The organism is Tangfeifania diversioriginum (genome assembly GCF_900141875.1).
Taxonomy (GTDB): Bacteria; Bacteroidota; Bacteroidia; order Bacteroidales; family Prolixibacteraceae; genus Tangfeifania; species Tangfeifania diversioriginum.
This window is the reverse complement of sequence record NZ_FQZE01000018.1, coordinates 58,560-76,991: the sequence shown is the minus strand read 5'-3', so window position 1 is coordinate 76,991 and position 18,432 is coordinate 58,560. Positions and strand designations below refer to the sequence as shown.

Sequence of the window (18,432 nt, the reverse complement as noted above, 5' to 3'; positions counted from 1 at the left end):
TCTTTTTCAGTTCACGGAAGAAAAATTTTCATGAAATAACTTCAGTCGTTCTTCCAAATCACCAAATTGTTCGCGTTGTACAAACGATACACAAGCACGTATTCCTTCCTGGTTGCTACCTGTATTATCGAGTGCAATGGCGCTGATTCCGTAATACAACAGGTTGGCCACCAGTTCATGCCCGGTCATACCCGGATAAGCGAGTGTGAAATAAAAACCATCGGCAATAGGTTGGCCGAGGTCGTTTTCATAAACAATTTTAAAACCGTTTTCAACAAAAAGCCGTTTCATCACTTTGGCCTTTTCGCCGTACTCTTTAACACCTTCCACAAAATCAATCTCGCCGTCGTTGGCAGCTTTCAGCATGGCAGCAAGTGCCCACTGAGCCGAGTGGCTCGTACCCGAAGAAAGTGCGTACAACAGCCGGAGCGTAATTGTGCTTCCAAAATCGGTACCGCCAAAGCGCTGCTGCAGTGCCGGATAGTCGCGTTTATAAAGTGTGTCGGATATAACCATCAATCCGATTCGCTGGCCGGCGTATGAAAATATTTTGGAGCTGGAAATAAAAAGAATATAATTGTCAGTGTAATTGGCTACCGATGGCTGAAAGGGTGGCTCACCCGGGTTGGCCATATTTTTCCGGAAATCCATTCCGAAATAGGCCAAATCTTCCATTACAATTACATCGTATTTATTGGCCAGGTCGCCAATTATTTTCAACTCCTCATCGGTAAAGCAAATCCATGTTGGATTGTTCGGATTGGAATAAACAATGGTACAAATATTTCCTTTTGAGAGGAACGATTCGAGCTTTTCACGGAGTTTCTTACCTCTGAAGTTAAATACATCGAAGGTTTCAAATTTTTGGTCAAGCACCTGCATTTGCTGTTTTTGTACGGGAAATCCGGGATCGATAAACAGGGTGGTGTCTTTTCCCTTCACCGCGTTGGCAGCTGCCATAAAAGCAGCAAAAGTGCCCTGCATAGATCCCACGCTTGGGATGCAGCCTGCGGGTGAAACCCCGATATTGAGAAAATTCTTAACAAAACGTGCCGCTTCATTCTTCAGTGGTTTAATCCCGTCCACCATCGGGTAAATGGCGGCCACTCCTTTGCGCAGTGCATCAATTTCGGCGTCCACCCCGATTTGCGATGGCGGAAGCCCCGGAACACCCATTTCCATCCGGATGAATTTATCGCCTGTTGCTTCTTCCACCAGGTTTACCAGTGCCACTATTTCGCGGATGGAAGCTTTGCCGGTATCAGCAATGCGCAATTCTTTGATCTTTTCGTCAATAACTTTTTTGTTCAACGGAGTATTTTCCATTTTTGGTTTGTTTTTCCGGTAAAGGTAAGCTTCAGGTTTATGAAATACAATGAGATTTATAACGGTTCAGAAACCATTACAATCTTTTAAAAGTGAATTTTTAGTTACTAAAACCCAAATTCGGGACGAATCTGCTCCACCCACTTTTTCACCCGTTCATCGGTGAGTTCGGGCTCAAAATCTTCATCCACCGGAAGGCCCATAAATTTTCCGTCTTCAACAGCTTTTGAATCATCAAATTCATACTCATCGGCCGGAACCTGCCCAACCAGTTTCGCGCCGTTTTCCTTTAAACTTTTGGCCAGTAATCCAATATGATCGACAAACGTTTGCGCATAGGTAATGTGATCGCCCAAACCAAAAATGGCTAGTGTTTTCCCTTCGTAACGTGTTTTGCTTATTTCGGGCAGGAATTTTCCCCAGTCAGGATTTGAATAGGTGGAATGCCAGGTTTCGCTCCCCACAGTTGAAATACCAAAAATAATTTTATCGTATTTATCAAGGTCGGCAACAGTGGCGTCTTTTACACGCACCATTTCCACTTTGTCTGCCCCAATTTCATCTCTTACTTTGTTGGCCACCCGGTGCACCGAACCATCGAGCGGACCAAAAAAAATTGCAGTTTTACTCATATCATTAATTTTTTTTGTTTACTGATCGTGCATATGTAATTCTCCTCGTTCATATTCACCCAAAATAGCCAGGCTCGACACACTTTTTAAAACCTGGTGGATTGCCTTATCGTAATTATGTGGTTTTCCCCACTCAATATCCACATGAATGGTATATTCATTGGGTTTCCCGATTACGGGCACCGATTGTATTTTGGCAAGGTTGATTTCATTTTCGGCAAAAACATTCAGCGCACTCGCGAGTGAGCCGTAAAAATGCCCTACTTCAAAGCAAAGCGAGGCTTTATTGGCTTTTTCGGTAGGGTTGCCATGTTTTGAAAGTACAAGAAAACGGGTATAATTTTTCTTGTTGGTTTCAATTCCGGTTTCAAGAATTTCCAGGTTGTATAACTCAGCTGACCGTAAATTCCCAATTGCAGCAGCATTTGGTGGCCGTTCATCGGAGATAAGCTTGGCAGCGGCCGCCGTGTCCATTCCTTCATGCAATTTAGCATCGGGAAAATACTGTTCAATGTATTCCATGCATTGTTGAAAAGCAACGGGATGCGAATAAATATTGGTAATATCTTTTGCTTTTACTCCGGGAGACACCATCAGGTTCATCTGAATATGCAAGTAAATCTCCCCTATTATACGAAGATGGTAGTCGCGTATCAACTGGTAATTTTTAAGCAGGCTGCCGGCTATTGAGTTTTCAATAGCCATCACTGCATAATCGACCTGGTCGGAATCAACCATTTCACAAACACTTGTAAACGACTTACATTCAACAACTTCAATTTCTTCTTCGAAATATTTTACTGCTGCGTCTTCATGAAAAGATCCCACTATTCCTTGTACTGCAATTCGTTTCATTTTCTAAAAATAATTTCAAATATACTAATTCTGAATTGTTGCCGGTTCGGTTATTCAATTCCGGTGGCTAAAAAGTTTATAACTTATAATTGTTATTGCTCAACAGGGCATCGCGGTTTTTTTCGAGGCTCGCAATGCATTTGTCAATATTGGTGGGGCGAATAACAATTACTGCTGTTTCTTCATTCATGGTAAATGCGTAGAGGTATTCAATAAAAACACCTTCGGCATTGAGAATTTTCAGCATTTTCGACAACGCGCCCGGGCGGTTGGGGCTGTTGGCCAGTACCACATCGGTAGTGCGTGCCGAAAACTGATTCTCTTTTAAAACCGAATAGGCTTTTTCGGGTTCTGAAACAATTAACCGCAATACACCAAAATCGGATGTGTCGGCAACTGTAAAGGCAGAAATATTAATCCCGGCCTCGCCCAGAATTTGGGCCACTTCGTTTAACCGGCCCGATTTATTTTCCAAAAAAACCGAAACTTGTTTTGCTTTCATTTCATCTAAATTTTTCTGTTGTCGATAACACGTTTTGACTTACCGGAAGTGCGTTCTATGGTTTTTGGTTCCACCAGTTTTACATCAACCGAAATTCCCAGGGTTCCCTGGATGTTTGCCGTAATTTTTTTACGCAGTGCTTCCAGCTCGCGTATTTCATCTGAAAAGAACTGCTCCTGCACTTCTACCAGCAACTTCATCACATCGAGCGTCCCCTCGCGTTCCACAATTAATTGGTAATGCGGTTCGGTTTCGCTCATTTCGAGCAGCACGCTTTCAATCTGCGACGGGAATACATTCACGCCCCTGATGATGAGCATATCATCGGAACGGCCGGTACATTTTTCCATGCGCACCAAAGTACGGCCACAGGTGCATTTTTGGTAATTCAAACGGGTAAGATCGCGGGTACGGTAACGAAGAATTGGGATTCCTTCTTTGGTAACCGTGGAGAAAACCAGCTCACCCAATTCGCCTTTCGGGACAGGTTCGAGCGTTTCAGGGTCGATAATTTCAGGTATAAAATGATCTTCATTTACATGCATCCCGGCCTGTTGCTCACATTCGCATGAAACGCCCGGGCCAACCACTTCGCTCAGTCCGTAAATATCAATGGCTTTCAGTTCTAATTTCGATTCAATCTCACGCCGCATGTTTTCACTCCATGGTTCGGCACCAAAAATGCCTCCCCGCAGGTTCAGCGAATCAGGAGCAATCCCCATTTCTTCCATTATTTCGGCCATAAACAATGCGTACGAAGGAGTGCATGCAATAACCGATGTGCCGAAATCCTGCATAAGCTGAATTTGCTTTTTTGTATTTCCACCCGAAATGGGAATAACCGTTGCCCCGAGGTTTTCGGTACCGTAATGCAATCCGAGGCCGCCAGTGAAAAGCCCGTAGCCATAAGCTATCTGTACAATATCGTTTTTGTGCACACCAGCCATGCAAAGCGCGCGGGTAACAACTTCTGCCCACATCTGCAAATCGTTTCGCGTGTAGCCAACCACAGTGGGTTTTCCGGTGGTTCCCGAGCTGGCATGCACCCGCACAATTTCACTCATGGGCACACTAAACATTCCAAACGGGTAGTTGTCGCGCAAGTCCGATTTATTGGTAAACGGCAACTTGCTTAAGTCTTCAACCGATTTAATATCGCCGGGCAGCAAACCTTTTTCCTGCATTTTTGCACGGTAGCTGGGTATGTTGTGGTAAATCCGCTTGACGGTTTTTATCAGGTTCTCACTTTGAATATGCGTCATCTCATCGCGCGAAGCACATTCTATCTTCTCATTCCAAATCATCAGCAATAGTTTGGTAAATTTTTATTTTTTGTGAAGCGTAATTTCTACGAAATTTAAACACCGTAAACCATTTTATCATCGAGAATGGAGATACCATTTTGCTCAAGACGTTTTTTCGCTTCAATTACATCAGGTACATCGAGAATTAAAATGGCCATTCCAGTTTCGGAAATCAGGCGGCTGTAAGCATTTTCGATGTGAATGCCCACACGTGCAATTTTTACCAGCAGTTCGTCGAGCCCACCCGTTTCATCTTTCATTTCGAGTGCAATCACTTCCCGCAAAACCACCGAATTTCCTTTTTCAGCCAAAATTCGGTAAGCCTCTTCAGGTTGATCGACCAACAGGTTTAACACCCCCCAGCCATGCAATATATTGCTCAAAGTCAACGAACGGATATTGATTTTTTCTGCTTTTAAAAGATTGGTAATCCCCTCGAAATGAGCAATTTTATTTTCTAAAAATACGGAAACTTCAAATGCCATTGTTTTTTGATTTTTTTCCCAGGCAATACTTCCCTTAAAGAAAGCAGCCTGGTTTTAGTGTTAAATTCCAAACAAAAATAATAGTTATATCAGAATCTGTAAGCAATTGAGAGCATATTTCTGAAATTCGTAACATTTTCAGTATTTATTACTTTGCCTTTGTTGTTGTAATCATTTTCGCCGTAAGCAGCCGTTGTCCAGCTTAATTCCCATCCAAACATAAAATTTTTATAGTTAAAAATTAGCTGTGGCGAAATTTTGTAAACCCTGTCCACATCGGTGGCAAAACCATAAAAAGGACCGGTTGGATTTTCAGTAGTTCCCAGGTTTTTCAGGTAACCGGCAAAAAATCCAAATTTCCATTCACTGCCATAAGTAAAGTTAACCCAGTTGTAAATATGATTGAGCGGCGTGTAGGTTTCGGCTCCGGTAGCAGGATCCAGCGAAGCCACTGCATAACCGCTGGGTAAAATACTTTCGCACACATTTTGCCCGTACATCGATTTTGCTTTCAGCTGAAATTTATTTTCAGAGTATTTGAAATAGGCCAAAGCAGCTACTGTGTTTAATTTTTCACTGGCAGCAAAAGTTCCCTCTGTACCCGTGGTTGACGTGCGCGGCTGAATGCTTTTCCAGTCGAATGCCGCCCCCACTACCCAGTTTTCATTATAAAACTGCAATTGCGCATGAAGATTTGGCACAACTGCATCGCGCTGATACTGATAAGTTTTCCCGGCAGGCCCCGTGTTGGCATATTTAAACTGATAAACTGCCCCGGCAATAAAATCAAAATTATCAGACAAATGATAGGTAAATCTCAACTGGGGGCTGCGGTTAAATACCTGAAAAGGCAAGCCGGTATTTTCGTTTAAAGTGGATGGATACACTTTTTCGATGAAAGTAGGATGCCATGTTCTGCCAAAAAGCAAAGTTGATTTTGGCCACACAAACTGCGTGTAGGCATGCCTGAAACGAAGGCTATTGGTAGAGGCTCCACCGGTAAAGTCAACTTCAACATAAGCACCAATCGAGGCGCTGCCCATTTCGAGGCCCGATAAACTGGTTCCAAACCGTGTAAAAGTATTCAGAAACTGGGCACTTGGTTGCGCATTAATGTCCTCCCCGTTTTTATCATATTTTGGTTTCTCCGGAATCAATTCAAGTAACCGGTCGCAGGCATCAACATTCCGGCGGGTGTCAACAATAAAGTCGTTGCGCACAAATCCTGAAAAATCAATTTTAATGTTTTGAGAAGAAATAAACCCCTGGGAATAAGCAGCGGCTGAAGCAAAAACCATAAAAAGAACAACAAAATACTTCATGGTAATATTGATTTTGGTTAGCTGATAGTGATGATTCTTTTTCTATAAAATTAAAAGAAAAGATGCTCAATTATCTCACCGGGGTACAACTTAATGGTGGCTTCGTCTAATTTATTTTAATTATAAATAACGAACAGTGGCATCATTTTCTTCAATCACTTGTAACATCTGTTACAGAATTGAAGTACAAATTAGATAAATTTGAATTTAACTAAATCAATATAAATGGTATGCTGAAAAAACTATTGCCACCGCCAAAATGGAGATTCCCGGTAATGATTGCCTCCGCTGTTTTTATAGGAATAGCACTTTTCACCATTTACATGTCGCAAGCACATTCTTACCTTTCCGATGATCCCAAAGCGTGTGTAAACTGCCACATCATGGCCCCTCAGTATGCTACGTGGTCTCACAGCTCACATCGCGAAGTGGCGCATTGCAACGACTGCCATGTTCCCCACAACAATGTTTTCAACAAATATTATTTTAAAGCAAAAGACGGATTGCGCCATTCAGCGCTTTTCACATTACGGAAAGAGCGCCAGGTGATAATGATACTCGAAGAAGGTGCTGAAGTGGTACAAAACAACTGTATCCGTTGCCACGAGCAGCAACTGATTGATCCCAAGCTGGAAGCATCTGTGGATATGTATGCCGCAATACGCGAAGGACGGCGCTGTGTGGATTGCCACAGGGAAGAAGGTGGACATGGCCAAACGAACAGCCTTTCAAGCGCACCGCATGCCCGCGTACCACTGCCTCAAAACCCTGTTCCCGATTGGATTCGAAAATATTTAAACAACTAAAAAAATAAATTGAAATGAACAACAAGCTGAAAATAACCGAAAAGCGCCCGTGGCTGTCATGGGTTCTGTTTTTTGCCACCATCGTAGTGGTTTTTCTTTTAGGGCTGCTGGCCTCTTCTATTGTTGAACGCCGGATGGAAGCTACATTTGTAAGTGTCCCGCAGGCTGATATTCAGTCATACGAACCACGCAACGAAATTTGGGGAGAGAATTTTCCCCGGCAGTTTCAATCGTATTATAATACGGCCGACACCTCTTTCCGAAGTAAATATGGAGGAAATGCAATGATTGACATGCTCGCAGAAGGACCTGAGCTTGTTGTTCTCTGGGCCGGTTACGGTTTTTCAAAAGAGTACAATCAGGGACGGGGCCACTACTACGCCATAAAAGATGTGCGGAACATTTTACGCACCGGGGCTCCAACCAATGCCAACGACGGCCCGATGCCCACTACATGCTGGACCTGCAAAAGCCCGGACGTACCAAGAGTTATGGAACAGGAAGGGGTGGCTGAATTTTACACCGGAGCCTGGTCGAGACTTGGCCCCGAGATTGTGAACCCAATTGGTTGTGCCGACTGCCACGACAATGAAACAATGAACCTGCGGATTTCCCGTCCGGCGCTTATTGAAGCCTACAAGCGAATGGGCAAAGATGTGAACAAATCGAGCTACCAGGAAATGCGCAGTTTGGTGTGTGCCCAATGCCATGTGGAATATTATTTCAATAAAGATATTGCTGAAGGCGCCAATTATCTCACCTTCCCGTGGGATAACGGATACACCGCCGAAGCCATGGCAGAATATTACGACAACATGGAATTCTCCGACTGGACACACGCGCTGAGCCGGGCGCCTATGTTAAAAGCACAACATCCCGATTACGAAGTTTTCATGACCGGAATACATGCCATACGCGGTGTTTCGTGTGCCGACTGCCACATGCCATATAACAGCGAGGGCGGTCAAAAATTCACTGACCACAAAATGCAGTCGCCGCTGAATAACATTTCCAACTCCTGCCAGGTTTGCCATCGTGAAGAAACGAAAAGGCTGGTTCAGGATGTGTACGAACGGCAGGACCGAATTGCTGAAAGCAGAGTAAAACTGGAAGAACTGTTGGTCAGGGCACATGTGGAAGCTAAAAAAGCATGGGACCTGGGTGCTACCGAAAACCAAATGGAAGACATTTTGCAAGGAATTCGTCATGCCCAATGGCGTTGGGATTACGTGGCTGCCACTCACGGTGGCTCTTTTCACTCACCTGTTGAGATAGGCCGCACCGTGGCAAATGGCATCACTATCGCGCAGGAAACGCGCATTGATCTGGCACGGTTGCTGGCCGAGCTGGGACATAACGAAGTGGTTCCGTATCCTGATATTTCTACCAAAGCAAAAGCACAGGAATTTATTGGCCTCGATATGGATAAATTAAATGCAGAAAAAGAGGAGTTTCTGGAAACCCTGGTTCCAAAATGGGATGAGCAGGCGGCAGAGCGCGAGGCCTCGTGGGATACTCCCTCTGCGAATTAATGCTTTTGCCGATTCTTTCTTTCCTTCCTTTTTTATCCGCCGGGAAGACTGGAAACAGTCCAGCGGCTATGGTCCGCTTGACGAGTATGGTTTGGGGTGTTACCAATATTTACCCGTCGAGCGGATTGAAACCGCTTGACGGGTGAAGCCCACGGAATCGGCTTGGCGGGTAGGGCAATCAAATGTCTAAACTCTTTTATTGCTCCGGCAATTTTATCAACTCCACGCGGCGGTTCCGGGCGCGGCCATCCTCGTCATCGTTACTGGCAACAGGTGCCAAAGGTCCAACTCCGTAAGGCGTAAGCCTCTCTTCGGAAATTCCGTAATTAGTTGCCAGCGACGCAACAACGGCCTCAGCGCGTTGAACCGATAAATCCATATTGTGCTCCATACCTCCGGTAGCATCGGTGTGGCCTATAACCCCAAGATTGAGTTCTGGCTTTTGCTCCAAAAGTGATGCTATTTCAGCCAGTGTTGATTTCGACTTTTCTTTGATTGTAGCTTTATCAGTTTCGAAATGGATACCATAGATGCGAACACTTCCTTTTTCATCAATATCCTGTGCCATTGCATCGGCATTTATTTCAACCTGTACTTTGCCTGTAGCCATTGGTTTTTCTTCTAGGATCTGAAGAAGAGTTACAGGTTGATTGTCCTCATCAGCGTATTCACTAAGCAGGGTATGGGCAGAAATGTACATGTTCCCGTCATCTTGCGGTAGTCTGGCTAAAAAATAGCTCTTATCTTTTCCAATAAAAACATTTTTGCTGTGATCTCCACTGTAATGATCTCCAAGCATACCTTCGAAAATCGAGTATGGAATCTCATTTTTGTCGCTTAAACATTCATACACAATTTCGAAACCGGCCTCCTTTAGCGCCATTTGATAGTTTCGCTGTACCTGCAATACTGATAAACCTTCAGTGGGTAAGAAATACAAAATTTGTGTGACTTCCCCTTCCGGTACAATTTCCTGGAGCTCGCCATTCTCTTCTCCAGTATAAAAGGTCAAACGGTCATAATCATAATGCTCGTAGCCTTTTATGTAGGATCCTTCGTACCGGGAAATAATCGGGTGGTCTTTACTGCCTTCCACATCGTCCTGAGCATAAGTTGAAAAAGAAACACTAATCAAGAACACAATTAATAAGCTGAAATCCAGTTTTTTAAACATAAAATCCTCCAATTTTTTATTCCTGTAATTTCGAATTTATCAAATGAATAAGAGGATTGCAAAAAATTGGAAGGAAAATCCAGCCACAAAAAAACCTTCAGGGATTTCGGAACCCCTGAAGGTCTAAATCTCAGTGCCGGGTTGATGCAAATTGAATTCGCTTCTTTTTTCGGAGGATCGGAATCCGCCGGTTCCGGTCATTTACCTTTTACTCAACACTGTTTTCTCGTATTGTTGCACTTCCTGAATGTAGTTCTCCCCGGCAGGAACGTCATTCAGCAGACAGAAATAATCCCAAACCGCGCCAAATGGTTTTGCTTTCAGTTCTTCGAGCAGGGCCAACCGTTCAAAATAGTGCTCATTTTCTTCCCATTCCAGCAGTTTTTTGGTGGGTTCGAGCAAGGCAATTAAAAATGCTTTTTGCGCTGCCCGCGTTCCGGTAACATAAGCGCCAATCCGGTTAATGGACGCATCGAAAAAGTCGAGCCCGATATTTACACGGTTGAAAAAGTTGTTGCGGGCAATTTCAGACGCAATAAGCTGTACTTCTTCGTTCAGCGTAACCACATGGTCGGAATCCCAGCGGACCGGACGGGTAATATGCAGCAGCGCTTCATCGACAAACTGCAGGCAGGCCGAAATTTTATCGCCCACCTGTTCAGTTGGGTGAAAGTGGCCGTTATCGAGGCAAATCAGCTTGTTGTTTTTAATGGCGTAGCCCAGGTAAAAATCGTGCGAGCCCACTGTCATCGACTCAGCACCAATCCCGAACAACTTACTTTCCATGGCATCTTTAAGGTAATCTTTCGAAACTTCTTTTTCATAGCCTTCGTCGAGCGACTTTTTCAGCAGAGCGCGGTAACCATTCCTGTCAATGGGAACATCTTTCATTCCGTCTGGAATCCAGGTGTTGTGTACACAGGGTGTTCCCAGTTGTTTGCCCATTTCAGCACCAATTTCGCGGCAGCGCTTCATGTGTTCCACCCAAAACTGCCGGATACCTTCATTTTTCGATGAAAGCGTAAAACCGCTGTCAGCTTTGGGATGTGAGAAATAAGTGCCATTAAAATCCAGCCCGGTTTTTTGTTCTTTTGCCCAGTCGATCCACCCTTGAAAATTTTCCACCGAAATTTCATCGCGGTCAACCTTCTTGCCAAAAAACTCTCCATAAGTGGCATGCAGGTTCAACCGCTGTTTTCCGGGCAGCAGCTCCATCACTTTTCCCAAATCCTGTCGCATCTGTTCAATAGAATTGGCTTTCCCGGGGTAATTCCCGGTGGCCTGAATTCCGCCTCCCGACAGTGAAGCATCGGGAGTTTCAAACCCTCCCACATCGTCGGTTTGCCAGCAGTGCAGACTTATCACCACTTCTTTCATTTTTTCCAGCACCGCATCGGTATCTACTCCTAATTCAGCATACTGTTCTTTTGCCAGTTCGTAAGCTGTTTCAATTCTTTTTATTTTCATATCCTTTTAATTCTTTTTGGTTTACAACGGATAACTGAACCGGTATTCACCCGAGCCCAGTTTGAGCGTTACATTTCCGTCATTTTGCCGGAAATTACCAGAAACACTTTTTAACGGTTCATCATTCCTTAAAACCTCATCAGCAGAAGCTGACGGAAGTGTAATAGTTGCTGACGTGTTTGCCGGGATAGTCACATCATAAACCATCTGGTTGCCTTCTATTTTCCAGTTTGATTTTATTTCTCCGTACATTGATTTATAAACAGCTTTGGCATGGGAAAGTCCACCACCGGGATGCGGTGCAAGGAAAAAATGTTTGTACCCTGGATTTTTTGTATCGATTTGAATACCGGCCACGTAGTTGTATAACCACTCGCCAATAGCTCCATAAGCGTAATGGTTAAAACTGTTCATTCCTGCATTTTGGAAAGTGCCATCCGGTTTCTGACCATCCCAGCGTTCCCAAATAGTTGTTGCTCCCTGGGTTACAGGATAAAGCCACGAGGGATAATCTTTCCGGTTCAGCAGCATAAATGCCAAATCTTCATATCCGTTATCGGAAAGCGTTTTGCAGAGCAACGGAGTTCCCACAAAACCGGTGGTAAGATGTTTGAATTTATCTACATCACCAGCCAGGTACTCTGCAGCCCTGGGGACAAGATCTTCAGGAAGGAGATTGAATGCCAAAGCCAGCGAATAAGCCGTTTGCGTATGCGAAACCAATCTTCCTGCAGGAGTAACAAATTCATTTACAAATGCTTCTTTTACATTTCCGGAAAGGGCAGAATATTTTTCAGCATCGTTTGTTTTTCCTAAAACCTTTGCAATTTTCGCCAGCAATCCGCTTGAATAGGAGAAATAAGCAGTTGCAATCAAATCTTTTTCGGTGGTTGCACCGGGATAATCGGAACGGGTGGTTGCAAAAGCCAGCCAGTCGCCATAATGGGTGTCGCCAATCCAAAGGTAATCGTCGCCAGCGCGGTTTTTCATGTATTCTACCCACGCTTTCATGCTGGGGTACTGTACCTCCAGAATTCGTTCATCACCATAAGCAAGGTAAGTTTGCCACGGAACAATTAAGGCCGCATCGGCCCAGGCGGTAGAGCCGCCAGCTCCATTCAACACATCGGGAACCACGTGATTGACCTTACCGTCAGGGCCCTGATCGGCGGCTACGTCTTTCATCCATTTAGTATAAAACGGAGCTACATTAAAGTTAAATGCTGCAGTTGGTGCAAACACCTGGGCGTCGCCCGTCCAGCCCAGCCGTTCGTCGCGTTGCGGACAATCGGTTGGCACGTCCAGAAAATTCCCTTTTTGCCCCCACTGAATGTTGTGTTGCAATTGATTAATCAGCGGATCGGAGCAGGCAAAAGTTCCGGTTGGTTCCATGTCGGAGTAAATGACAACTCCGGTAATATCGTCTAATTGCGGAGTACCGGGAAAATTTTCCAGTTTCACGTACCTGAAACCATGGAAAGTAAAACGGGGTTCATAAATTTCTTCTCCTTCTCCTTTCAAAATATACACATCGGTTGCTTTGGCCGCACGCAGGTTTTCAGTGTAGAAGTTACCTTCCTTGTCCAGAACTTCGGCAAACTTCAACGTTACTGCATCGCCGCGATTTCCTTTTACTTTTAACCGCACCCAGCCTACCATATTCTGGCCCATATCGAAAACAGTTTCGCCTTTGGGCGTAGTAATTATTTCGATGGGCGAAATTTCTTCCACGGCTTTAACCGGCACTCCCTGGGGGGCAATCAAAATTTCTTTCGAATGATTAAGTTTTGCTACAGCTCCCCAGTTACTATCGTTGAACCCGGCAGTTGCCCAGTCCGGCATTTCCAGGCGTGCATCGTAGGTTTCTCCATTGTATATATCGGAAAAAATGATTGGGCCGGTGGTTGCTTTCCAGCTTTCGTCTGTTCCGATTGTTTCGGTTGAGCCATCAGAATATGTAATCTGAAGTTGGGCAATCAGCGCAAGTTTGTCGCCGAAATAGTTTCGCTGGTTACTAAATCCAATATTTCCGCGGTACCACCCATCGCCCAGGATAGCGCCCAACGCATTATCTTTCTTTACCATAGATGTAACATCGTAGGTTTGATACTGAATGCGGTTGTTATAACTGGTCCAGCCGGGTGTAAACAATTCATCGCCCACTTTTTTACCATTCAGATAAAGTTCATATAAACCGAGTGCGGAAACATAAACTCTGGCGGATTCAACTTTTTTTGAAGTGGAAAATTCTTTCCGCAAAAAGTGGCTGGGTTTCGAACCTTCACCTTCTTTTTCGTTTTCCATGGTAATCCACGAAGCGGTCCAAAGTTCAGGTTGGGTGAGCCCCATTTCCCAGAAAGCAGGTTCGCTCCATTTAGTGGCATTGTTTTGGTTGTCCCAAATGCGCACCTGCCAGTAAACACGCTGCATCGGTTCAAGTTCGGGACCCTGGTATTCCACATTTACCGACTGATCGCTGTTCACTTTTCCCGAACTCCAAATCAAACGGTTTTTCCTTTTCAGGTTTGCAGGAGAATCAGCAACTCTGATTTCGTAAGCTGTTTGAAGGACATCCTGTTGATCAGAAAAAATCTTCCAGCTTAATCGCGGTTTTTGAACATCGATACCCACCGGGTTGGTGTGGTATTCACAAACTAATTCTTCTGCCATAATTTTTTCTGCAGCAGAAACTGTTAAACTGCTGAACAAAAAAACAACAGTTAATAATTTTACTCCATGAATAATTCTTTTCATAATTTGTATTGTTTTAGTTATAACTATATTATTCCATATAAAAAACCTTTTTTAAAGATACTGATACCGGAGAGTTATCCGGATTGGTCTCCATGATGTCCGCCATATATTCCCACCATTTCTGCACGATTTCATTTTGCCCCAAATCCTGCGAACCGCTTCCTCCCGTCACTTTTTGAAATGCAAAAAGTGTATCGGTTTCCTCATCCAGAAAAATGGAATATTCGCTGATTCCTGCATCTTTCAGTAATTGTTTCAACTCAGGCCAAATCGCGTCGTGCCGATTTTTGTATTCTTCCCGCATTCCTTTTTTGAGGTGCATCTTAAACGCTACCCGTTCCATATTTGTAATTTATGATTTGAACACTTAATTATTGAAATTTAAAATTATCAATTATATTCACCACATAAAATACATTTTCTGACCAATTATTTGCATTTTTTGACACAAGAGTGAAAGATTTCATAAAATACCTGACCAGCAGTCGTGAAGATGAAAACTGGGGCACCTACCTCACCTCAGCCGGTTTGCTCAGAATTCCGCCGGAAACGGAATATCCTTCCCCCACGCATCCGGGAGGTTATTTTTTCACCTGGGAAAACGGACGTATTTTGCAGGAATACCAGGTGAATTATATTACTGAAGGGAACGGAATTCTGGAAAACAATCATGGTACATTTAATTTAAAAAAAGGGGATTTAATGGTCACTTTTCCCGGGGAGTGGCACCGGTATAAACCACACAGCAAAACGGGCTGGACAGAAAATTACATCGGATTTAGCGGTCCGGCGGTCGGTTTTTTTCTCGCCCACAAATTGTTCGATCCTGAAAACCCGGTTATTTCAACCGGTATTCACGAAGAAATTCTGGATGCATTTCTCCGGGTTTTTGAACTCATAAAAACCGAACCACCAGGATTTCAGCAAATCGCTTCCGGAATGTTGATTAAATTGCTTGGCTACCTCGTTGCGTTTCAAAAACAAAAAGAATTTTCTGGAAAAGAGATTGCCGGAATAATTGAAAAAGCCCGGTTCGAAATGCGCAATGAAGTGGATAAAAATTTTGACCTTGAGCAATTTGCTGCGAATAATAACATCGGCTATTCCTATTTTCGCCGGATGTTTAAAAATTTTACCGGCTTATCACCCCGGCAATATTTTCTGCAGTTAAAAATTATGCGTGCACGCGAGCTTTTGCTGACAACCGACAAAAGCATAAAGGAAATCAGCTACCTGCTCGGTTTTGAGTCGATCTATTATTTCAGCCGATTTTTTAAGCAGAAAGCCGGAACGAGTCCGTCGGAGTTTAGGAAATAAAAATATTTACTTATCTGCACTTACAACCAGCGGCAGGTGCTTTCCGCCAAACGGTTCTTTACTAAAATTGGAGAACAGCTCAAGGTTTTTGAAGCCAGTTTCTTCGAATAATCCTTTCAGTTCTTCGCTTCGAAGCGCCAAAAGCGAAGTTTCATTGTGGACTGTTTTTCCCTCCTTTTTCAACACAAGTTCGGTTTGAAATTTCACCAGCGGGTTGTTCTCTTCAAAAATATAGTTACGAATAAACCGGATATTTTCTGTTTCAATCAGTGGCAGTTCAGTCACGTTTTCATTTAAAATGTAATCGTAATTCAAAATTTGCAGTAAAAACTTTCCGCCTGGCTTTAAAACATTTTTGACTTCTTCCATCATATTTTGAATGAACCCCGGAGAAGTGAGGTGCACCAGCGTATTTCCAAAACACAACACCGCATCAAACCACTCCGACTGAAAATCGTTTGTCAGTTCCAGCATGTTCCCTACCTGAAAATGCAAATCAGAATATATGCGGGAACTTTTTGCCTGCGCAATTAAATCGGGGTTCAAATCAATTCCTGTAACTTTCGCTCCTTCCTTTGCAAGCCGATACGACAACTCCCCTGTGGCACAACCGATATCGAGAACCTTCTTCCCGGGGATCTGCTCCAACTGATTTTTTACAAACTGCAACTGTGCCGGCTTGTATGGAAATATTTCAGAATAATAATCTGAAATGGAACTGTAAAATTTGTTTTGCGCATCTTTCATTGCAGTAATTTTGAATGTTCAATTTTATAAAACAGGCAATTGCGATGGTTGTTTGGTTCATCAAATTTTCCTGCCATGCGCTAAGCGGATCAAACCGCTAAGCGCATTCTGCTATCTTTTAACGCTTCCTTCTTCTTCACTTCTCCACCCTAATCCGGGCATCCACGGCCAGAATCTCTTTTTCGTTGCCAAGCAGCGGATTAATATCCAGTTCTTTGATTTCGGTGGCAAACCGCAGCAAGCTCGAAAGCCGCACAATAATATCGGCAAACTGCGGAATATTTATGCCTTCCTGCTTGCGGTACCCCTGCATAAGTTTGTATGATTTAAGCTGCCGCAGCATCGACATAGCTTCTTCGTGACTCAGCGGAGCCAGGCCTGAAGCCACATCTTTCAGTACCTCCACATAAATTCCTCCCATCCCGCACAAAACAATGTGCCCGAAATTTTCTTCATAAGTTGCCCCGAGGAAAAGCTCGGTTCCGGAAGCCATTTGGGCAATTAGCACGCCCTCAACTCCATCGATTTCATTCAGGTGGTGAAACTCTTTCCGCACCTCTTCAGCATTTCTTACATTAAGCACAACGCCTCCCACATCCGTTTTATGCACCGGACCAACTACTTTCATCACTACCGGAAACCCGATTTTCATAGCGGCTAACACGGCTTCCTTTTCATTCTTTGCAACAATCTCTTCCACCCGCGGAATGCCGGCAGCATCAAACAACCGGTGAATAATTTCAGGCGGCTGATAACCGTTTTGGGACTCGTTCAGAATTCTACCAATGGCATCCACATTAATATCCTTTACGTAGATTTCATTTGAAGCCGGTTCCGGCGTGTTAATAACTTTGGTAAGCGCTTTTCCCAGCAAAACTTCATCGGGAAAATTTACGTTGCCGTGCGACAGGAAATAGGCAACATCTTCTTTTACATTAATAATAGAAGGTAAAATCGGGTAAACCGGTTTTTTGCAGGTCTGCATTTTTTTATCGAGCACTTCGTACACATCTCGGATCGGGAAAAGGCCGGGACTGCCAAAAATTACCGCCATCCCGTCCACATCGAAATCGTGCTCGCAGGCATCCACAATTTTCCCCAACTGCGCTGCGGTTCCGGTAGCCAGGAAATCGATGGGATTTTCGACGGAAGAGCCGGGGAAAAGTTTTTCTTTGAGCGCATCTTTTGCAGGAGAATCTTCAATACGCGGAATCTGCAGTCCGCCGTCTTCCAGCGCATCAGTGAGCATCACGCCCGGTCCGCCGGCATGGGTAATAATTGCCAGCTTCTCCCCTTTCAGTTCTTTGCACATAAACACGTTGGCCAAGGTTGTCAGTTCCTCCCGTCCGTAACAGCGAACAATTCCGGCTTTGCGGAAAAGCGCCTCAACAGCGGCATCCGAACTGGTCAGTGCCCCGGTGTGCGACGATGCGGCACGACTTCCAGCCTGCGAACTCCCGGCTTTTATCGCTGCAATTTTGCACCCTTTGTTAATAAGTGACGAAGCGTGGTAAAGCAATTTATCCGGATCGTCGATGTTTTCGATGTAAAGCAGTTTCACCCGTGAGCTGGCATTTTCATCGAAAGTTTCATCGAGGTAAGCCAGCACATCTTCCACGCCCGTCTGCGCGCTGTTGCCTACCGAAAACACATTGGCAAAACGCAGTCCTTTGGGAATTCCGGATTCCATAATAAACACTGCGGTGGCTCCCGATCCCGAAATAAAATCGCAACCTGCGGGTGTCAGTTTGGGAACAGGTGTGGTAAACACACTGGCATGATGCGGAGTCATTACCCCAATGCAATTGGGACCAATTAAGCATGCATTGTGCCGGTTCACTACATCCACAATCTCCTGCTCCAATTCCTTCCCCTCATCGCTGGTTTCGCCAAATCCGGCAGAAAGAACAATAAACGCTTTTGTTGATTTTTTTTCTGCCAGAATTTTTACCGTCTCCAGGCAAAACCTGGCAGGAATAGCCAGAATAGCCAAATCGACTTGCGGCAAATCATTAGCCTGCTTGTACGATTTCATTCCCTGAATTTCCTGATCTTTTGGATTTACCAGGTATAATTTTCCGGGAAAAGAATGCTCAATCAGATTCTTCACGATTTTACCTCCCGGTTTCGAAATATTATTGGAAGCACCTATAACGGCGATACTGTCAGGACGAAGTAACTTTTCGTTTATCATGCAATAATTTTTAGT

At 44.2% G+C, this 18,432-nt stretch carries 16 protein-coding genes; 3 read left to right on the top strand and 13 right to left on the bottom strand.

Annotation, left to right across the window (positions count from 1 at the left end; all coding sequences use genetic code 11):
* Positions 1–6: 6 nt before the first annotated feature.
* The 7 genes from BUC07_RS12325 to BUC07_RS12295 all read right to left on the bottom strand — a co-directional run bounded on the left by BUC07_RS12325 (position 7) and on the right by BUC07_RS12295 (position 6,426).
* A complete protein-coding gene (locus BUC07_RS12325; protein WP_073169880.1) occupies positions 7–1,326 on the bottom strand; it encodes an aminotransferase class I/II-fold pyridoxal phosphate-dependent enzyme in 1,320 nt (439 codons plus the stop codon).
* 107 nt (positions 1,327–1,433) lie between these two features.
* Positions 1,434–1,958, bottom strand: a complete 525-nt coding sequence (locus tag BUC07_RS12320) for a flavodoxin (RefSeq protein ID WP_073169878.1) — start codon at positions 1,956–1,958, stop codon at positions 1,434–1,436.
* An 18-nt stretch (positions 1,959–1,976) separates the two neighbouring features.
* Positions 1,977–2,813 carry a prephenate dehydratase gene (locus BUC07_RS12315; RefSeq protein ID WP_073169876.1) on the bottom strand — a complete coding sequence of 279 codons (837 nt, stop codon included), beginning with the start codon at positions 2,811–2,813 and terminating at the stop codon, positions 1,977–1,979.
* 76 nt (positions 2,814–2,889) lie between these two features.
* Positions 2,890–3,315 (bottom strand): ACT domain-containing protein, encoded by a 426-nt coding sequence (locus BUC07_RS12310; protein WP_073169874.1) that lies wholly within the window; start codon positions 3,313–3,315, stop codon positions 2,890–2,892.
* A gap of 5 nt (positions 3,316–3,320) precedes the next feature.
* Positions 3,321–4,619 carry a phenylacetate--CoA ligase family protein gene (locus BUC07_RS12305; RefSeq protein WP_073169872.1) on the bottom strand — a complete coding sequence of 433 codons (1,299 nt, stop codon included), beginning with the start codon at positions 4,617–4,619 and terminating at the stop codon, positions 3,321–3,323.
* 53 nt (positions 4,620–4,672) lie between these two features.
* Positions 4,673–5,104, bottom strand: coding sequence for a hypothetical protein (locus tag BUC07_RS12300; protein ID WP_073169870.1), 432 nt, complete (start codon positions 5,102–5,104; stop codon positions 4,673–4,675).
* 89 nt (positions 5,105–5,193) lie between these two features.
* Positions 5,194–6,426 (bottom strand): hypothetical protein, encoded by a 1,233-nt coding sequence (locus BUC07_RS12295; protein ID WP_139279571.1) that lies wholly within the window; start codon positions 6,424–6,426, stop codon positions 5,194–5,196.
* A gap of 230 nt (positions 6,427–6,656) precedes the next feature.
* Between BUC07_RS12295 and nrfH the strand changes: the two genes are divergently transcribed.
* Together nrfH and nrfA are read left to right on the top strand one after the other, a co-directional pair.
* Entirely contained in the window at positions 6,657–7,232 is a 576-nt protein-coding gene (nrfH, locus tag BUC07_RS12290; RefSeq protein WP_073169865.1) for a cytochrome c nitrite reductase small subunit, read from the top strand.
* 14 nt (positions 7,233–7,246) lie between these two features.
* On the top strand, positions 7,247–8,764 hold the full coding sequence (nrfA, locus tag BUC07_RS12285) for an ammonia-forming cytochrome c nitrite reductase (protein ID WP_073169863.1): 1,518 nt from the start codon (positions 7,247–7,249) through the stop codon (positions 8,762–8,764).
* A gap of 196 nt (positions 8,765–8,960) precedes the next feature.
* Here nrfA and BUC07_RS12280 read toward each other — a convergent pair whose 3' ends face one another.
* The 4 genes from BUC07_RS12280 to rhaM form a co-directional block, all read right to left on the bottom strand.
* Positions 8,961–9,938, bottom strand: coding sequence for an OmpA family protein (locus BUC07_RS12280; protein ID WP_139279570.1), 978 nt, complete (start codon positions 9,936–9,938; stop codon positions 8,961–8,963).
* A gap of 201 nt (positions 9,939–10,139) precedes the next feature.
* Positions 10,140–11,405, bottom strand: a complete 1,266-nt coding sequence (locus BUC07_RS12275) for an L-rhamnose isomerase (RefSeq protein ID WP_073169860.1) — start codon at positions 11,403–11,405, stop codon at positions 10,140–10,142.
* A 21-nt stretch (positions 11,406–11,426) separates the two neighbouring features.
* Positions 11,427–14,159, bottom strand: coding sequence for a glycoside hydrolase family 78 protein (locus tag BUC07_RS12270; protein ID WP_073169858.1), 2,733 nt, complete (start codon positions 14,157–14,159; stop codon positions 11,427–11,429).
* A 28-nt stretch (positions 14,160–14,187) separates the two neighbouring features.
* Positions 14,188–14,502, bottom strand: a complete 315-nt coding sequence (gene rhaM, locus BUC07_RS12265; RefSeq protein WP_073169856.1) for an L-rhamnose mutarotase — start codon at positions 14,500–14,502, stop codon at positions 14,188–14,190.
* Positions 14,503–14,612: 110 nt separating this feature from the next.
* On the opposite strand from rhaM, the gene BUC07_RS12260 reads away from it, so the two are divergent.
* Positions 14,613–15,476: a helix-turn-helix domain-containing protein gene (locus BUC07_RS12260; RefSeq protein ID WP_073169853.1), complete on the top strand. Its 864-nt coding sequence runs from the start codon at positions 14,613–14,615 to the stop codon at positions 15,474–15,476.
* A 6-nt stretch (positions 15,477–15,482) separates the two neighbouring features.
* Here BUC07_RS12260 and BUC07_RS12255 read toward each other — a convergent pair whose 3' ends face one another.
* Together BUC07_RS12255 and BUC07_RS12250 are read right to left on the bottom strand one after the other, a co-directional pair.
* On the bottom strand, positions 15,483–16,223 hold the full coding sequence (locus BUC07_RS12255) for a class I SAM-dependent methyltransferase (protein WP_073169851.1): 741 nt from the start codon (positions 16,221–16,223) through the stop codon (positions 15,483–15,485).
* A 136-nt stretch (positions 16,224–16,359) separates the two neighbouring features.
* Positions 16,360–18,417 (bottom strand): acetate--CoA ligase family protein, encoded by a 2,058-nt coding sequence (locus tag BUC07_RS12250; protein ID WP_073169849.1) that lies wholly within the window; start codon positions 18,415–18,417, stop codon positions 16,360–16,362.
* Positions 18,418–18,432 lie beyond the last annotated feature (15 nt).

Coding starts and splice junctions, on each gene's coding strand:
- BUC07_RS12325 (WP_073169880.1), bottom strand. CDS start 1,326: ATGGAAAATACTCCGTTGAACAAAAAAGTTATTGACGAAAAGATCAAA.
- BUC07_RS12305 (WP_073169872.1), bottom strand. CDS start 4,619: ATGATTTGGAATGAGAAGATAGAATGTGCTTCGCGCGATGAGATGACG.
- rhaM (WP_073169856.1), bottom strand. CDS start 14,502: ATGGAACGGGTAGCGTTTAAGATGCACCTCAAAAAAGGAATGCGGGAA.
- BUC07_RS12275 (WP_073169860.1), bottom strand. CDS start 11,405: ATGAAAATAAAAAGAATTGAAACAGCTTACGAACTGGCAAAAGAACAG.
- BUC07_RS12255 (WP_073169851.1), bottom strand. CDS start 16,223: ATGAAAGATGCGCAAAACAAATTTTACAGTTCCATTTCAGATTATTAT.
- BUC07_RS12300 (WP_073169870.1), bottom strand. CDS start 5,104: ATGGCATTTGAAGTTTCCGTATTTTTAGAAAATAAAATTGCTCATTTC.
- BUC07_RS12315 (WP_073169876.1), bottom strand. CDS start 2,813: ATGAAACGAATTGCAGTACAAGGAATAGTGGGATCTTTTCATGAAGAC.
- nrfA (WP_073169863.1), top strand. CDS start 7,247: ATGAACAACAAGCTGAAAATAACCGAAAAGCGCCCGTGGCTGTCATGG.
- BUC07_RS12295 (WP_139279571.1), bottom strand. CDS start 6,426: ATGAAGTATTTTGTTGTTCTTTTTATGGTTTTTGCTTCAGCCGCTGCT.
- BUC07_RS12250 (WP_073169849.1), bottom strand. CDS start 18,417: ATGATAAACGAAAAGTTACTTCGTCCTGACAGTATCGCCGTTATAGGT.
- BUC07_RS12270 (WP_073169858.1), bottom strand. CDS start 14,159: ATGAAAAGAATTATTCATGGAGTAAAATTATTAACTGTTGTTTTTTTG.
- BUC07_RS12320 (WP_073169878.1), bottom strand. CDS start 1,958: ATGAGTAAAACTGCAATTTTTTTTGGTCCGCTCGATGGTTCGGTGCAC.
- BUC07_RS12280 (WP_139279570.1), bottom strand. CDS start 9,938: ATGTTTAAAAAACTGGATTTCAGCTTATTAATTGTGTTCTTGATTAGT.
- nrfH (WP_073169865.1), top strand. CDS start 6,657: ATGCTGAAAAAACTATTGCCACCGCCAAAATGGAGATTCCCGGTAATG.
- BUC07_RS12310 (WP_073169874.1), bottom strand. CDS start 3,315: ATGAAAGCAAAACAAGTTTCGGTTTTTTTGGAAAATAAATCGGGCCGG.